This is a genomic window from Enterobacter cloacae complex sp. P12RS (assembly GCF_014895875.1).
Lineage (GTDB): Bacteria > Pseudomonadota > Gammaproteobacteria > Enterobacterales > Enterobacteriaceae > Enterobacter > Enterobacter bugandensis.
Genome location: NZ_JADBQO010000032.1, coordinates 68,308 through 84,114, shown reverse-complemented (window position 1 = coordinate 84,114; position 15,807 = coordinate 68,308). Strand labels below are relative to the sequence as shown.

The window sequence follows — 15,807 nt, the reverse complement described above, 5'->3', positions numbered from 1 at the left end:
TATGGTAGCTATTCCTGACGCATTCTCTGATAATAAATTGAAACGCAATTTTATTTATGAGATTTGTCATGGATACCGCTCTGCCCACGCCCGTCTTTGCCCGTCGACATGTGGCCTACGCCTGCGCCACGCTCTGCTGCCTGCTTTGGGGGAGCTCGTACCCGGCCATTAAAAATGGCTACGAACTCTTTCAGATCGCGACCGATGATATTCCGTCCAAAGTCGTTTTTGCCGGATACCGTTTTCTGTTTGCCGGTGCCTTGCTGCTGCTGTTTGCGCTGGTCCAGCGCAAACCGATTGGCAGGCTCACGCCCGCGCAGTTTGGCCAACTCACGATCCTCGGGCTGACCCAGACCACCATTCAGTACACATTCTTCTATATAGGACTGGCCTACACGACGGGGGTAAACGGCTCAATCATGAACGCCACCGGGACTTTCTTCAGCGTACTGCTGGCGCACTTTATCTACCACAATGACAAACTCAGCTATAACAAAACGCTAGGCTGTATTCTTGGGTTTGCCGGGGTGATGCTGGTGAACTTTCACAGTGGGTTAAGCGATTTCCAGTTTATCTGGAAAGGCGACGGTTTTGTGGTGCTGGCGGCTTTTATTCTCTCTGCCGCCACGCTTTACGGGAAACGTATTTCCCAGACCGTCGACCCAACGGTGATGACCGGCTGGCAACTGGCGATAGGCGGGGCTGCGCTGGTTGCGGGAGGTTATGCCACGGGCGGAACGCTGGAAGTGCACAGCATGAAGGCCGTTGCGGTGCTGGGGTATCTGACGCTGCTCTCATCGGTGGCGTTCGCCCTGTGGAGCGCGCTGCTGAAAGTGAACCGGGTAAGCATGATTGCTCCGTTCAACTTTGTCATTCCTGTTGCAGGGACGGTGCTTTCCGCCATTTTCCTCGGCGAAAATATTCTGGATATCAAATATGCGATTGCGCTGGTGCTGGTCTGCTCGGGGATCTGGTGGGTGAATAAACGGAGTGCCTGAGAACAAAAGTGCCGGGTGGCGGCTTCGCCTTACCCGGCATACGCCATTAACGTGCTCTGATGAAACTGCCGTCCGGCTGGCGGGTAAATAGCACCTGCTGCCCATTTCCGGTATCAATGGTCAGCCCGGTGACCACCCCGCTGGCGTTCTGGCGAATCTGCACCATCTGGCCGTTCTGTAAGTTACTCAGCGGTTTACCTGCGCCTTCCACTTTTGCCATGGCATACACGTCGGTCGGCGGCAGGTTGTGGTCGCGGAAAAGCTGTGCCAGGGTTTTGCCCGGCTCCACGCGATAGGAACGCCACTGTTGCTCGATGCCGGTCGGCTGCTGGGTTTGCGGCTCAGACGGCGCTGCGGCCTGCTCCTGTTCATCCTGAACGGGTTCGGGTTCAACAGGCGCGACCTGACCCGGATCGTTAGACGGGGTTACCAGCTGCGTCTGCATCGGCTGCGCGTCAGGCTGCGGCCGCGTTTGCGACTGAAGATCCAGCTGCGCATTGCGGGTGACCGGCGCGGTATCAACATCATCACCGCCGGAAGGAAGCAGGAAGCCCACGATCACCATCAGCGCACCAATGATAATCCCCCTGCGGTGCAGAGGAGGCAGCGGGTCCATAATGCGAAAATTGTCCGGCGCCTGCCAGATTTTCGCCAGGGTAGGTTTCAGTTCAAATCGCCCGGGCATGGCTCTCCTCCTGCTCCGCGTCTTTTATATCCTGTGCTTCGAAGTATAGTTCGCTAACTGCCTGAACGACGTAGCAAACCGGACATCCGTGACATCAGTTCGGGATTAATCCTGGTTGTCTCTATTGTTTCTGTTTCGTCGCGGTTTGTCACCTTAACTTCAGACAAAGTTTTACCCATAAGGGCATGGCTGATATGCTGCCCGCTACTTTAAATGTGATGGAAGGAAAACCCATGACCACCCCGACTTTTGACACTATCGAAGCGCAGGCAAGTTACGGTATCGGCTTGCAGGTAGGACAGCAGCTGAGCGAATCCGGCCTGGAAGGTCTGTTACCTGAAGCGCTGGTGGCGGGTATCGCTGATGCGCTGGAAGGCAAACAGCCTGCCGTTCCGGTTGACGTTGTGCATCGTGCGCTGCGTGAAATCCACGAACGTGCTGACGCCGTGCGTCGCGCGCGCTTCGAAGAGATGGCAGCCGAAGGCGTGAAATATCTGGAAGAGAACCGCGAGCGCGAAGGTGTGAACAGCACCGAGTCTGGCCTGCAGTTCCGCGTGATCAACCAGGGCGACGGCGCTATCCCGGCGCGTACCGACCACGTTCGCGTGCACTACACCGGTAAGCTGATCGACGGAACCGTGTTCGACAGCTCCGTGGCGCGCGGCGAACCGGCTGAGTTCCCGGTCAACGGCGTAATTGCGGGCTGGATCGAAGCCCTGACCCTGATGCCTGTGGGTTCCAAATGGGAACTGACCATCCCGCACAACCTGGCTTACGGCGAGCGTGGCGCTGGCGCGTCCATCCCGCCATTCAGCACCCTGGTATTTGAAGTCGAGCTGCTGGAAATCCTGTAATCGACTTTTCTTATTTCCTCTCTCCGCCCGGGGAGAGGAAAATAGTGATAAAACCCATAGTTACGACGGAATCAACATTTTATCTTGCAAACGAAACTGTTGCGTGTATTTTTGTGAGCTGTTTCGCGCTGTATGAGTGATATGACACTCACTTTCAACATATTATTAACATAATATCTAAATCATAGTATTCATCCCGCCGATTCTTACCTAATATCGATAAACCCTTACGAAGGGACCGTCATTTATTTGACGTTTTTAAAGGCCAGAAGAGCCTTAACAACACAGACAGGCATAAACAGGAAAAATTACATGGTAGATCAGGTCAAAGTCGCCGCTGCAGAAGAGGCGACGTCTGAACAGTCGCTACGGCGCAATCTCACAAACCGTCATATACAGCTTATCGCCATCGGCGGTGCCATCGGCACCGGGCTGTTTATGGGGTCGGGCAAAACCATCAGTCTTGCCGGGCCGTCGATCATCTTCGTTTATATGATCATCGGTTTTATGCTCTTCTTCGTGATGCGCGCAATGGGTGAATTGCTGCTCTCGAACCTCGAATACAAATCCTTCAGCGACTTCGCGTCGGACCTGCTCGGCCCGTGGGCGGGCTACTTTACCGGCTGGACCTACTGGTTCTGCTGGGTGGTCACCGGCATGGCGGACGTCGTGGCGATTACCGCTTACGCGCAGTTCTGGTTCCCGGGGCTGTCGGACTGGGTCGCCTCGCTGGCGGTGATTATTCTGCTGCTGAGCCTCAACCTCGCCACCGTGAAAATGTTCGGTGAGATGGAGTTCTGGTTCGCGATGATCAAGATTGTCGCTATCGTGGGGCTGATTGTGGTGGGCCTGGTGATGGTCCTGACGCACTTCCAGTCGCCAACGGGCGTTCAGGCGTCCTTCACCCATCTGTGGAATGACGGCGGCTGGTTCCCGAAAGGCATCAGCGGCTTCTTTGCGGGCTTCCAGATTGCGGTGTTTGCGTTTGTGGGGATTGAGCTTGTCGGAACGACCGCTGCGGAAACCAAAGATCCGGAGAAGTCCCTGCCGCGCGCCATCAACTCCATACCGGTGCGTATCATCATGTTCTACGTCTTCGCGCTGATCATCATCATGTCCGTGACGCCGTGGAGCTCCGTGGTGCCCAGCAAGAGCCCGTTCGTTGAGCTGTTCGTGCTGGTAGGGCTGCCTGCTGCGGCGAGCCTGATTAACTTCGTGGTGCTGACCTCTGCGGCATCGTCTGCGAACAGCGGCGTGTTCTCAACCAGCCGTATGCTGTTTGGTCTGGCGCAGGAGGGCGTGGCGCCGAGCGCCTTTGCGAAACTCTCTAAACGTGCGGTACCGGCGAAAGGGCTGACCTTCTCCTGCATGTGCCTGCTGGGTGGCGTGGTGATGCTCTACGTGAACCCAAGCGTAATTGGCGCGTTTACCATGATCACCACGGTGTCGGCGATCCTGTTCATGTTCGTCTGGACCATTATCCTGTGCTCGTACCTCGTGTACCGCAAACAGCGTCCGCACCTGCATGAGAAGTCGATCTACAAGATGCCGCTGGGCAAGCTGATGTGCTGGGTGTGCATGGCGTTCTTCGTGTTCGTGCTGGTGCTGCTGACGCTCGAAGATGACACCCGTCAGGCGCTGGTCGTCACGCCGCTGTGGTTTATCGCGCTGGGGCTGGGCTGGCTGTTTATCGGTAAGAAACGGATGGCAGGCATGCGTTAAGCATATTGCCGGGTGGCGCTGACGCTTACCCGGCCTATGTTCGAGGACGTTGTAGGCCCGGTAAGCGCTAGCGCCACCGGGCTTTTTTATTCCCCCGCCAATGCCCGCGGGAACAGCACGTTATTCTCAAGACTGATGTGCTCCATCAGGTCGTCAATCATCTCGTTAATGCCGTTGTACATCGCTTTCCAGGTGGTGCACGCTTCCGGCGGCGGCGTGACGTTGTTAGTGGTGTGTTTGATCACATCCAGCAGTTCGCCCGCGTCATCGTGCTCGCTTTCCATTACGCTGATAGGTCCCATCGCCTGGCTTCCCATTCCCTGTTTAATCATCGGGAAGAGGATCTGCTCTTCTTTCATCATGTGGCTGGAAAGCTCTTCATGCAGCATGGTCAGGTATTTTGCCAGACCGCGCGGCACGGAAGGCTTGTCGGCATGTACGCGCTCAACTTTCGTTGCCTGCAGGATCAGCTCAGGCAGTTGTTCACGGTGGCGGTCGTGGTAACGCACGATGATATGGTCGATGATTTCCGTGAGCGGGGCGGTGCGCCAGTCTTTTTCAACAGGCTGTTCAGCCAGCAGCGCCAGCTCCGCTTCGATAGCCTCCACGTCCAGTTCCTTGCGCGAGGCCGCTCGCGCCAGCGTTTGCTTACCGCCGCAGCAGTAATCCATATCGTATTTACGGAACAGCGCGGAAGCGCGAGGGATGGAGAGCGCCAGCTCGCCGAGGGGGTGGTCGCGAAAGGCCATAGCAGTTACCTCGTCATTAAAAATATAAGATGCATATTAAATGCATCTTTAAGGCGGCGCTATAACCCTTTAGAGGGAAGGGGTAAAGTGCGATACGGATCACAAAAAAATGTCCCGTTTAACTCTCTGAATGGATTTAGGAAAGTGGTTTAGAAAGTTTTTAAAGGTGGAGAAACAGTAAACAACCCGCCGCGCGTGCCGATAGATACACGTCAGACAAACCTGCATATAACAAAGGCAACGCATGTTTAAACGTATAAAAGTCATTACTCTTCTTATTTCGGTGCTGCTTGTGCTCGGCATCATGCAAGTGATTTCCGCGGGTATCTTTATCAACGCGCTGAATAACGATAAAGACAACTTCACCGTGTCGCAGCTTTCCAGCCAGAACGTGGCGGAATTTACCGACGCCTGGATCAGCCTGAACCAGGCGCGCGTCACGCTAAACCGCGGGATGCTGCGTCTGCAAAGCAGCATGGCCTCTCAGATTAACGGCGGACAGCTGAACGAGCTGGTTAACACCGCGAAAAATCTGCTGGCCAATGCGCAGGTCCATTACGACAAATACTACGCCCTGCCGAATACCCCGGGTCTGGATGAGAACCTGGCCGATCGGCTGGAAGAGCAGTACCGCATTTACTCCGCCACGTTGACGCAAATGAACGTTCTGCTGGGCCAGGGCAACCTGGAAGATATGTTCAAACAGAATGCCGAACAGAAGCAGACGGCAATGCAAAAGGTCTATCGCGAGTGGCGCGAGGCGCAGGCTGCGCTCACCAGTAAAGGCATTCAGGATAACGAAAGCGACTACAAGCGCATCCTGTGGATCCTTTCTGCCGTCATGATCCTCGTCATTGCGGTGATTATCTCCAGTTGGATCGCCATGCGCCGGGTACTGCTCCTGCCGCTGGAAGAGGTGATCAACCATATCCGCGCCATCGCGGCAGGGGATTTAACCCAGCCGATTCAGGCTGAAGGCAAAAACGAAATGGCTATCCTGGCGCGCAACGTGCAGGAGATGCAAACCTCGCTGGCGAACACCGTGGGCGTGGTGCGTGAAGGCGCAGATACCATCTATACCGGTGCGGGTGAAATCTCGGCGGGCAGCAACGACCTCTCTTCCCGTACCGAGCAGCAGGCCGCGTCTCTGGAAGAGACGGCAGCCAGCATGGAACAGCTGACCGCCACCGTGAAGCAGAACGCGGATAACGCGCGTCAGGCGTCTCGTCTGGCGCTGGATGCCTCCTCAACCGCGAAGAAGGGCGGTAACGTGGTGGAAGGCGTGGTGCGCACCATGGACGAGATCGCCACCAGCTCCAGCAAAATCGCGCAAATTACTAACGTTATCGACGGCATTGCCTTCCAGACCAACATTCTGGCGCTGAACGCGGCGGTGGAAGCGGCGCGTGCGGGCGAGCAGGGCCGTGGCTTTGCGGTGGTTGCAGGTGAAGTACGCACGCTTGCCCAGCGCAGCGCCCAGGCGGCGAAAGAGATTAAGGCGCTGATCGATGATTCCGGCGAACGCGTCAACGCGGGTTCCCAGCTGGTGAACGAAGCGGGCGCGACGATGGCGGAAATCGTTAACGCGGTTACCCGCGTGACCGACATCATGGGCGAAATTGCCTCTGCCTCTGACGAGCAGAGCCGCGGTATCGACCAGGTGGGTCAGGCGGTAGCTGAGATGGACCGCGTGACCCAGCAGAACGCCTCGCTGGTTGAGGAGTCTGCGGCGGCAGCGGCGGCGCTGGAAGATCAGGCCGCACGCCTGAACGAAGCGGTAGCAGTGTTCAAAATAACGCGTAATCAGGCGGTCAAAGCGGCACCGGTGAAAACCTATGTGCCAAAAACGCAGCCAGCAGCGACGGCGTCTGAAGCGAACTGGGAAACGTTTTAAGGGCTTGCCCGGTGGCGGCTACGCCTTACCAGACCTACTGTTTTGTAGGCCCTGCAAGCGTAGCGCCGCTGGGCATTACTCACATCTCCGAAGCTGGAACGACCCTCGGTTTTTCCGGCTTCGCTCTTACCGCCATCACCACCCCCACCACCAGCAGCGCGATCCCGCAGGCCGTTAACAGCGGCGGCACGCTCTGGCGCATCAGGAAGGTGTACAGCAGTCCGGCCAGGGTTTCGAACACAATCAGCGGCCCTAAGATCACCGTCGGCAGCTTCTGGCTGGCAATGTTCCAGCACAGCGCGCCCACCCAGGAGCACAGCACCGCAATCGCAACCATTAAGCCAATAAAGACCCAGGGTCTTGGCCCGAAGGGCTGGGCAAATTCCGGCTGCTGATGACCCAGCCAGAGGCATGCGCCAGCATACCCCACTAACGAGACGGGGAGCGTGACCAGCGCCTGCGCCGTTGCCCACATCATCGGGTGTTTGTCCGGGTTCTCCCGCAGCCAGCGCGCATTGCGCAGGGCGTACCAGGCCCAGCATGCGACCGAGATGAACGCTAAAACGATCCCCGAACCGTAACGCCATAAGCTGAAGTCTGCCAGGCCGTGGCGCAGCTCGGCGATATTGACGCACACCAGCCCCACGGCGGTGCAGGCCAGGGCGGGTATCATTTTCGACCACGCCAGCTTGCCGTCCCGATGTCTATAGAGCAGATTCGCGAAGATGGGGATGACCACCGGCAGCGTGCCGATAATCATGGTCGACACCGGCGCTCCGGTTCGCTGAATGGCGCTTGCCAGGCAGACGTAATAGATGAGATTGCCCATCATGGTCAGCGCCAGCGCGGTGCCCCAGTCCTGACGGCTGAGCTGTCGCAAGCGCCTACGCCCCAGCCATGCCAGAGGAAGGGCAATCAGCCCGAGCGCCAGATAACGTCCGGTAGACTGCAATATCGCCGGGTATTCCGGCACGATCAGAGGGCCGACAAAGATCAGCCCCCACATCAGACCTGCAAGCAGGGCATACAACACGCCGCTAATCATTTTTCCATCCACATTGATTTACTCTGCACTCAGTCTAGAAGGGGGAAACGCGCGCGTATTGTATGAGATTGCGCATTAGCGCCGGGTGACCTGTTTCTGGTAGCGCACGGGCGTAATGCCGTAGCGGCGGGTGAAGGCGCGGGTTAAATGCGACTGGTCGGTCAGCCCCGTTGCGGCGGCGACTTCGGCGGCGGGCATACCGTGGGTGAGAAACGCCTTGGCGCGCCACAGGCGGATGGCCATCAACATCTGGTGCGGCGTAACGTGAAAATGGGCTTTGAACTGGCGCTGGAAATGGTACGGGCTGAGCGAGACAACGTTCGCCAGTTCGTCCAGCGTCAGGGCGTGCATATAGTTGTCGTGCAAATACTCGCGCACGCGCTCGAACCGGTGTGCGCCTTCCTGAACCACCGGCGCGTGATGGGCTAGCGGCTGAAAGGTCTCGATCAGATCCAGCAATAAGCCTTTTTGCGCCAGCGGATCGTCCGTATGCCACAGGCCGTAAATTAGCCTGCCGATCTGCTGAGAGCGCTGCGGGTCGTAACGGGTTACGTCGCTGAACCACCAGTGGCGCAGGCCGGTTACCTCTTCCAGAAGATCGGGTTCGATGTAGACCATCCGGTAGCGCCAGCCGTCTTCGGTCGCGGACTCCCCGGTATGGATCTCGTCCGGGTTCATGGTAACAACGGATTTTTCAGGTGCGAGATGCTGGGTGCCGCGATAGCGAAAGCGTTCGGCGCCGGTTTCGATGGTGCCGATGCCGAAGGCTTCATGGGTGTGGGGCTCAAAGGCGTAGTCAGAGATATGCGCGTGATAGAGTTCAAGGCCCGGCAGCTGCGCCAGATGGCGAAAGCGCGCGCTGTCTCTCTCATCAATAAACTGTTCCGGTACGCCTTGCACGGTGAGCCTCCTCTGGGTCATCGCTTCATTATCAGAGATGACCCGAGGGGATGCCACAAAAAATAACCAATCCGTAACAATTACAGAATGGCTTTGACGCTCTCCGCCAGCGGTGTGGTCGGGCGGCCGATCAGCTTGCTCAGGGTACGGCTGTCGTCAAACAGGCCGCCTTTGGACGCGCCCACGTCGGAGTCCGCCAGCATATCCGCCAGCCCGGCGGGTAAACCCACGCTCTTCAATGCGGCTGCAAAGTCCGCTTCGCTCAGGTTTTGATACGCCACAGGTTTACCGCTCTGCTTGCTCAGTTCCGCCGCCAAATCGCTTAATGTCCAGCCGTGGTCGCCTGCCAGTTCGTATACCTTGCCCGCATGACCCTCTTCAGCGATCACTTTGGCTGCCGCCGCGGCATAGTCTGCGCGGGTGGCAGAGGCAATTTTGCCTTCGCCTGCGGCACCAATGAATACGCCGTGTTCCAGCGCAGGCGGCGCGCTCGCCAGGTAGTTTTCGGTGTACCAGCCGTTGCGCAGCAGGGCGTATGGCACGCCAGATTCTGCCAGCGCTTTCTCGGTTTCGACATGTTCAACGTGCAGACCCAGCGGTGATTTATCCGCGTGCAGCAGGCTGGTGTAGGCGATAAATTTCACGCCTGCCGCTTTGGCGGCGTTGATAACGTTCTGGTGCTGGGTCGCGCGCTGGCCCACTTCGCTGGAGGAGATGAGCAGCAGCTTTTCCACGCCGCTCAGCGCGGCAGTAAAGGCGGCCTTATCGGTGTAATCCGCCTGACGAACCACAATACCCTGGTTGCTTAACGCTTCAGCTTTCGCCGGGTTACGAACAATGGCAACAATCTGGTTTGCTGGAACGGTTTTCAGCAGTTCTTCAATAACGTGCTGGCCAAGCTGGCCGGTAGCGCCGGTAATCGCGATCATGATAAATCTCCTTCGTGTTTGTCTGGTGTTGTGGCACACTATCACCATAGCTAACTTTTAGTAAGTACGCACAAAAAGGTAAGTATGAAAAAAACGATCCCAACGCTTAGCGAGCAAATGCGAGATGGTAATCTCTTCGCGGAACAGTGCCCTTCACGGGAGGTGCTTAAACACGTTACCAGCCGCTGGGGCGTGCTGATCCTGCTGGCTCTGCGCGGAGGAACGCACCGTTTTAGCGAGCTGCGCCATAAAATGGGCGGGGTGAGCGAAAAGATGCTGTCCCAGTCGCTTCAGGCGCTGGAGCTGGACGGGTTTGTCGATCGCGTGTCGTATCCGGTCGTGCCGCCGCACGTCGAGTATAGCCTGACACCGATGGGCATTGAGGTGAGCGAGAAAGTCGCCGCGCTGGCGGACTGGATTGAAGTCAATACGCCGAAGGTGATGGCGAATCGGGATGAGCGTGCGGCGTAAAAGCCGGGTGGCGGTTTCGCTTTACCCGGCACAATCACCGCTACCTGCTTAAATCCACCTGATAAATCGCGAACCCGATATCATCCGTCGCGACCTTTTTCATCGGATACTGCGCCTTATCCTTAATAAACGCGGCTGCCTTATCGGACGGTGACGTTTCAAAGCGGATATCCAGTTTCGCATCGCTGTGGATTGGCGCAAGACGCCAGTTGTTATCCACCGCCGGGTGAATTTCGCCCGCCTTCTTCGACTCCGCGCCGATCCACGCCGCCAGCACCGAGCGGTTTTCGTCCGGTGACGCAAAAGCGATGTGGCTATCGCCCGTACCGGCAAACTTGCCGCCGTAGGCGCGGTAGTTATTGGTCACCACCAGGAAGGTGGCATTCGGATCGATCGCCTTGCCGTTGAACGTCAGGTTTTTGATGCGTTCGGCCTGCGGGTTAATCGCCTGGCACTCGCCGTCATATTTTGCCGGCTGGGTGACGTCAATCTGGTAATTTACGCCGTCGATCACGTCGAAGTTGTAGGTGCGGAAGCCGTCCCAGTTAATCAGCGGCTGTGGTTTACTGCTCTTCGGGTCGATCTGGTTAAACTGCCCGGCGGAGCATTCCAGCCACTCCTTCACCTCTTTCCCCGTGGCTTTAACCACCACCAGGGTATTCGGGTAGAGATAGAGATCGGCGGCGTTACGGAAGGTCAGCTGGCCTTTTTCGACCTCAACATAGCTTGCCGGGTCGTTCTTGCGTCCGCCCACTTTGAATGGCGCTGCGGCAGACAGCACCGGCAGTTTTGCCAGATCCGGATCGCCCTGAACAAAGTGTTCGGCATAGGCTTTCTGGGCCATGTTGACTACCTGAACGGTCGGATCGTCCTGCACCAGCGCCAGGAAGCTGTACATGTTGTCGGCGGATTTGCCGATCGGCTTGCTGACGAATTCGCGGGTGGCGTCGTGGTCGTGCTTCAGCACGTCGACCAGCTTTTTATCTTCCGCGGCCAGGGATTTTTTAGCCGCCGCGTCGTAAATCGGGCGCGCTTCGGCTTTTGACTGCGTCACCTTCCAGCTGCCGCTGTCGTTATTTAGCACCAGATCCACCACGCCAAGGTGGTCGCCCCACATGCCCGGCATCACCGACGGCACGCCGTTGAGCGTCCCTTTCTCGATATCCGCCCCTTTAATGCTGGCAAAATCTTTGCCCGGGAAAACGGCGTGAGCGTGGCCGAACAGGATCGCGTCAACGCCCGGGACTTCGCTCAGATAGTAAACGGAGTTCTCCGCCATGGCCTGATACGGATCGGCGGAGAGACCCGAGTGGGCGACAATCACCACCAGATCTGCGCCTTTCGCGCGCATTTCCGGCACGTACTTGCGCGCGGTTTCGGTAATGTCATTAACGGTCACTTTGCCGTCGAGGTTGGCTTTATCCCAGGTCATGATCTGCGGCGGTACGAAGCCGATATAGCCGATTTTCAGCGTCTGCTTTTTACCGTCCCGATCGACAACTTCACTCTCTTTAATCAGGTAAGGGGTAAAGAGCGGCTTTTGCGTCTTAACGTCGATGATATTGGCGTTAACGTACGGGAACTTCGCGCCGGCCAGCGCATCGTGCAGGTATTTCAGGCCGTAGTTGAATTCGTGGTTGCCCAGGTTGCCGACGGCATAGTCCAGCGTGTTCATCGCTTTATAAACCGGATGGATCTCGCCTTTCTTCAGACCTTTCGCCGCCATGTAATCGCCAAGCGGGCTGCCCTGAATGAGATCGCCGTTGTCCACCAGCACGCTATTTTTGACTTCACCCCGCGCGGCGTTGATCAAACTTGCTGTACGTACCAGTCCGAATTTTTCCGTAGGGGTATCTTTGTAGTAATCGAAGTCCATCATATTGCTGTGCAGATCGGTCGTTTCCAGAATACGCAGATCTACCGTCGCCGCCTGCACGCTCGCTGCAATCAGCGTCGCCAGAAGCGTTGCACTAAACTTAATCATCAGAGGAGTCCTTTTTTCGATCCGTTCCACAAAAGAGTATGTATCTATCGTTTGTTGCTTACAGAAATGTGAATCCTGACAGAAAAAAGCGACCTGAAACCGGAATTGCTTCACAGATAGCGGAATTGTTCACATTACGATATAACTAAAACAAAGAGTTAACCTCACTGCGTTAACAAAGAGGTGGAAAATGCTAGATAAGATTTGTCAGCTCGCACGGGATGCGGGAGATGCCATCATGCAGGTGTATGACGGTGTTAAACCGATGGAGGTCGTCAGCAAGGCGGACGACTCCCCGGTCACGGCGGCCGATATCGCGGCGCATAAGGTGATCCTGCAAGGTCTGCAGGCCTTAACGCCGGATATCCCCGTTCTGTCTGAAGAAGCGCCGCAAAGCTGGGACGAGCGCCAGCACTGGCAGCGCTACTGGCTGGTCGATCCGCTGGACGGGACAAAAGAGTTCATCAAGCGCAACGGTGAGTTCACCGTCAATATTGCCCTGATTGAGAAGGGTAAAGCGGTGCTCGGCGTGGTCTACGCGCCGGTAATGAAGGTGATGTACAGCGCCGCAGAAGGGAAGGCCTGGAAGGAGGAGTGCGGCGTACGCAAGCAGATCCAGGTGCGCGATGCCCGTCCCCCGCTGGTGGTGATTAGCCGCTCGCACAGCGACAGCGAGCTGGAGGAATACCTGCAACAGCTGGGTGAACACCAGACCACCTCGATTGGCTCGTCGCTGAAATTCTGCCTGGTGGCGGAAGGTCAGGCGCAGCTGTATCCGCGCTTTGGGCCAACCAACGTCTGGGATACCGCGGCAGGCCATGCCGTTGCCGCGGCCGCCGGGGCGCATGTCCATGACTGGCAGGGCAAGCCGCTGGACTATACCCCGCGCGAATCATTCCTCAACCCCGGCTTCCGCGTCTCTCTTTACTGAGCCAGCAGTTTGTGCAGCAGGGCGACAACCTGCTGCACCTCTTCCTGAGTTAACGCGCCGTCTTTCACCCACTGCACGCGGCCGTCCTTATCCAGCACGACAATCGCGGAGCTCTCTTCCTCAAGCTGCCAGGCCTTACGCGTCACGCCATTGCTGTCAACGATAAACTGCGACCACGGGTAGAGCTTTTTATTGCTCTCAAGGCTTGAGCGCACAAACATCCCGGAGCCCGGAATGGCATCATCGGTGTTCACAATCGTGGTGGTCTGGTAGCGGTCATGAGGGAATTTTGCGGCCTTGATCGCCTCCACGAGGCTGGCATTCTTCTCTTTTGCGGATGTACGACCGGCAATATGTTGTACAACTCTCACTTTGCCCGCGAGCTGCGCGCTATTCCAGGCTTTATAGCTAAACTTATCATTGTCGAGAATCAATTCTCCCCGGTCAGCAATGCCGACTGGCGGTACACGTTGTCCTTTTTCAATGCTGTGAGCGGAAGCCCACAGGGGCAGCAGCAGACAAGCTGCCGCAAGGATATTACGTAGGGTCATGGCGTTTCCTTATTGTTTGCAGGTGATCCGACCACTTGGTCATACGCTTTTAATCATAAGTGCGATCAATGTGGTTTTCCCGCAATCCCAGTGCCAGTTTGCGGGTGAACGCACATATCCATGAAAAAACGACGGCTTATACTGCTCTCTATCACGCTTTGCAAAGATTATTCTGAATAATTGTAATCAAACGGTAAATAAACTTATGCACACTGGGTAACACCGTAGTTCTGGTCTATAGTCATTGGGCATCAAAATTTGCGCTCAGGACAGTCGGGCCGATTGTGGCATCGCAAGAGCGTATGATTCGCAGGAGATACAAGAATGAAAATTTTCCAACGCTACAACCCGCTTCAGGTGGCGAAGTACGTGAAGATCCTGTTCCGTGGACGGTTGTACATCAAGGATGTTGGCGCTTTTGAGTTTGATAAGGGCAAGATCCTTGTCCCAAAAGTGAAGGACAAACAGCACCTGTCTGTGATGTCCGAAGTCAACCGTCAGGTTATGCGTCTGCAAACTGAGATGGCTTAACCAACGTGCTATGCAGTAGGTAGTTAAAAAGACGGCTCCCGATGGGAGCCGTTGATGTTTGTGGGGGCAGGAACGTTACGCCGACACCTTCTCTTCCGCGTCCGGCAGCTTCGGCACCAGTACGGTCGGCTTGTTGTCGATACGCGTCACCAGCAGCTGGTCGATGCGATAGTTATCAATATCCACCACCTCAAACTTGTAGCCGGAGAACTTCACCGAGTCGGTGCGTTTCGGGATTTTACGCAGCATAAACATCATAAAGCCGCCGATGGTTTCGTAGTTACCGGACTGCGGGAACTCGTCGATATCCAGCACGCGCATGACGTCTTCAATCGGCGTACCGCCGTCGATCAGCCATGAATTATCGTCACGCTGAACAATCTGCTCTTCCAGTCCCTGGCCAACCAGGTCTCCCATCAGCGTGGTCATCACGTCGTTCAGCGTGATGATACCCACCACCAGCGCGTATTCATTCATGATCACCGCGAAGTCTTCCCCGGCGGTTTTGAAACTTTCCAGCGCTTCGGAGAGCGTCAGGGTGTCCGGCACAATCAGGGTATTGCGGATCTGCACGCCGCTGTTCAGCGCCAGGCTCTGGTTTGCCAGCACGCGGTTCAGCAGGTCTTTGGAGTCGACGTAACCGATGATGTGGTCGATATCTTCATTACAGACCAAGAACTTGGAGTGAGGATGCTGCGCTACTTTGTTCTTCAGGCTCTGCTCATCTTCATGTAAATCGAACCAGATAATGTTTTCGCGGCCCGTCATGGAAGAGGGCACGGTACGGGATTCCAGTTCAAATACGTTCTCAATCAGCTCGTGTTCCTGCTTACGCAGCACTCCGGCCAGCGCGCCGGCTTCCACCACCGCATAAATGTCGTCAGAGGTGATGTCGTCTTTACGCACCATTGGCAGCTTAAAGATGCGGAAAATCACGTTCGCCAGGCCGTTGAAGAACCACACCAGCGGACGAAACACGTACAGACAGAAGCGCATCGGGTTGATGATACGCAAAGCTACAGCTTCTGGCGCAATCATACCGATGCGTTTCGGGGTCAGGTCTGCAAAGAGGATGAACAGGCCGGTTACCAGCGAGAAGGAGAGAATAAAGCTCAGCTGTTCGGCAAGCTCAGCGGACATGTATTTGACAAAGAGGCTATAAAACGCTGGAGAAAAGGCCGCATCGCCCACGATACCGCCGAGAATGGCGACCGCGTTAAGGCCAATCTGCACCACGGTGAAGAACATGCCGGGGTTTTCCTGCATTTTCAGGATGCGGGTGGCATTGATGTTGCCCTCGTCGGCAAGCAGCTTCAGTTTGATTTTACGGGACGCGGCCAGCGAGATCTCAGATATCGAGAAAAATGCACTGACGGCAATAAGACAAAGTATTACTAAAATACTGTTTAACATAGTTTATCCGGCTTCTCGCCAGATCCTCAGAAGGGGAGTTGATACCATTTGTGTGAAAACACGTAGAACGTCAGCTCGTAGCGTTGAGCCGATTATTTCAGCGGTAGTATAGCGTAAAGAGATGTAAATCTGCCAGAGGTCACATTTTTG

General features: G+C 56.2%; 15 protein-coding genes. 7 read left to right on the top strand and 8 right to left on the bottom strand.

Going from position 1 to position 15,807, the window contains the following annotated elements:
* Positions 1-68: 68 nt before the first annotated feature.
* Positions 69-998 carry a DMT family transporter gene (locus tag IM284_RS17765; RefSeq protein WP_047366983.1) on the top strand — a complete coding sequence of 310 codons (930 nt, stop codon included), beginning with the start codon at positions 69-71 and terminating at the stop codon, positions 996-998.
* 46 nt (positions 999-1,044) lie between these two features.
* Here IM284_RS17765 and IM284_RS17760 read toward each other — a convergent pair whose 3' ends face one another.
* Positions 1,045-1,683 carry an OapA family protein gene (locus IM284_RS17760; protein WP_028015272.1) on the bottom strand — a complete coding sequence of 213 codons (639 nt, stop codon included), beginning with the start codon at positions 1,681-1,683 and terminating at the stop codon, positions 1,045-1,047.
* 233 nt (positions 1,684-1,916) lie between these two features.
* On the opposite strand from IM284_RS17760, the gene fklB reads away from it, so the two are divergent.
* The gene (gene fklB, locus IM284_RS17755; RefSeq protein WP_008502892.1) at positions 1,917-2,537 is read left to right on the top strand and encodes an FKBP-type peptidyl-prolyl cis-trans isomerase; all 621 of its coding nucleotides are present in this window, start codon (positions 1,917-1,919) and stop codon (positions 2,535-2,537) included.
* 312 nt (positions 2,538-2,849) lie between these two features.
* On the top strand, positions 2,850-4,259 hold the full coding sequence (gene cycA, locus IM284_RS17750; RefSeq protein ID WP_047366984.1) for a D-serine/D-alanine/glycine transporter: 1,410 nt from the start codon (positions 2,850-2,852) through the stop codon (positions 4,257-4,259).
* 86 nt (positions 4,260-4,345) lie between these two features.
* Here cycA and ytfE read toward each other — a convergent pair whose 3' ends face one another.
* The gene (ytfE, locus tag IM284_RS17745; RefSeq protein WP_047366985.1) at positions 4,346-5,008 is read right to left on the bottom strand and encodes an iron-sulfur cluster repair protein YtfE; all 663 of its coding nucleotides are present in this window, start codon (positions 5,006-5,008) and stop codon (positions 4,346-4,348) included.
* A gap of 244 nt (positions 5,009-5,252) precedes the next feature.
* Between ytfE and IM284_RS17740 the strand changes: the two genes are divergently transcribed.
* On the top strand, positions 5,253-6,902 hold the full coding sequence (locus tag IM284_RS17740; RefSeq protein ID WP_047366986.1) for a methyl-accepting chemotaxis protein: 1,650 nt from the start codon (positions 5,253-5,255) through the stop codon (positions 6,900-6,902).
* Between the two features lie 79 nt (positions 6,903-6,981).
* On the opposite strand, the gene IM284_RS17735 is transcribed toward IM284_RS17740, so the two are convergent.
* The 3 genes from IM284_RS17735 to IM284_RS17725 all read right to left on the bottom strand — a co-directional run bounded on the left by IM284_RS17735 (position 6,982) and on the right by IM284_RS17725 (position 9,776).
* Positions 6,982-7,947, bottom strand: a complete 966-nt coding sequence (locus tag IM284_RS17735) for a DMT family transporter (protein ID WP_047366987.1) — start codon at positions 7,945-7,947, stop codon at positions 6,982-6,984.
* A 75-nt stretch (positions 7,948-8,022) separates the two neighbouring features.
* Positions 8,023-8,847, bottom strand: coding sequence for an AraC family transcriptional regulator (locus tag IM284_RS17730; RefSeq protein ID WP_047366988.1), 825 nt, complete (start codon positions 8,845-8,847; stop codon positions 8,023-8,025).
* Between the two features lie 80 nt (positions 8,848-8,927).
* A complete protein-coding gene (locus IM284_RS17725; RefSeq protein ID WP_047366989.1) occupies positions 8,928-9,776 on the bottom strand; it encodes an SDR family oxidoreductase in 849 nt (282 codons plus the stop codon).
* 84 nt (positions 9,777-9,860) lie between these two features.
* On the opposite strand from IM284_RS17725, the gene IM284_RS17720 reads away from it, so the two are divergent.
* On the top strand, positions 9,861-10,247 hold the full coding sequence (locus IM284_RS17720; protein WP_047366990.1) for a helix-turn-helix domain-containing protein: 387 nt from the start codon (positions 9,861-9,863) through the stop codon (positions 10,245-10,247).
* Between the two features lie 40 nt (positions 10,248-10,287).
* Here IM284_RS17720 and IM284_RS17715 read toward each other — a convergent pair whose 3' ends face one another.
* The gene (locus IM284_RS17715; protein WP_047366991.1) at positions 10,288-12,231 is read right to left on the bottom strand and encodes a bifunctional 2',3'-cyclic-nucleotide 2'-phosphodiesterase/3'-nucleotidase; all 1,944 of its coding nucleotides are present in this window, start codon (positions 12,229-12,231) and stop codon (positions 10,288-10,290) included.
* A 190-nt stretch (positions 12,232-12,421) separates the two neighbouring features.
* On the opposite strand from IM284_RS17715, the gene cysQ reads away from it, so the two are divergent.
* Positions 12,422-13,162: a 3'(2'),5'-bisphosphate nucleotidase CysQ gene (gene cysQ, locus IM284_RS17710; protein ID WP_028015281.1), complete on the top strand. Its 741-nt coding sequence runs from the start codon at positions 12,422-12,424 to the stop codon at positions 13,160-13,162.
* Here cysQ and IM284_RS17705 read toward each other — a convergent pair.
* Positions 13,156-13,713 carry a YtfJ family protein gene (locus IM284_RS17705; RefSeq protein WP_028015282.1) on the bottom strand — a complete coding sequence of 186 codons (558 nt, stop codon included), beginning with the start codon at positions 13,711-13,713 and terminating at the stop codon, positions 13,156-13,158. The two genes, cysQ and IM284_RS17705, sit on opposite strands and share 7 nt — an antisense overlap.
* Before the next feature lie 324 nt (positions 13,714-14,037).
* On the opposite strand from IM284_RS17705, the gene IM284_RS17700 reads away from it, so the two are divergent.
* Positions 14,038-14,244 (top strand): DUF1107 domain-containing protein, encoded by a 207-nt coding sequence (locus tag IM284_RS17700; protein WP_008501430.1) that lies wholly within the window; start codon positions 14,038-14,040, stop codon positions 14,242-14,244.
* 75 nt (positions 14,245-14,319) lie between these two features.
* Here the strand turns inward: IM284_RS17700 and IM284_RS17695 are convergent, their stop codons facing one another.
* Positions 14,320-15,657, bottom strand: coding sequence for a hemolysin family protein (locus IM284_RS17695; RefSeq protein WP_028015283.1), 1,338 nt, complete (start codon positions 15,655-15,657; stop codon positions 14,320-14,322).
* Positions 15,658-15,807 lie beyond the last annotated feature (150 nt).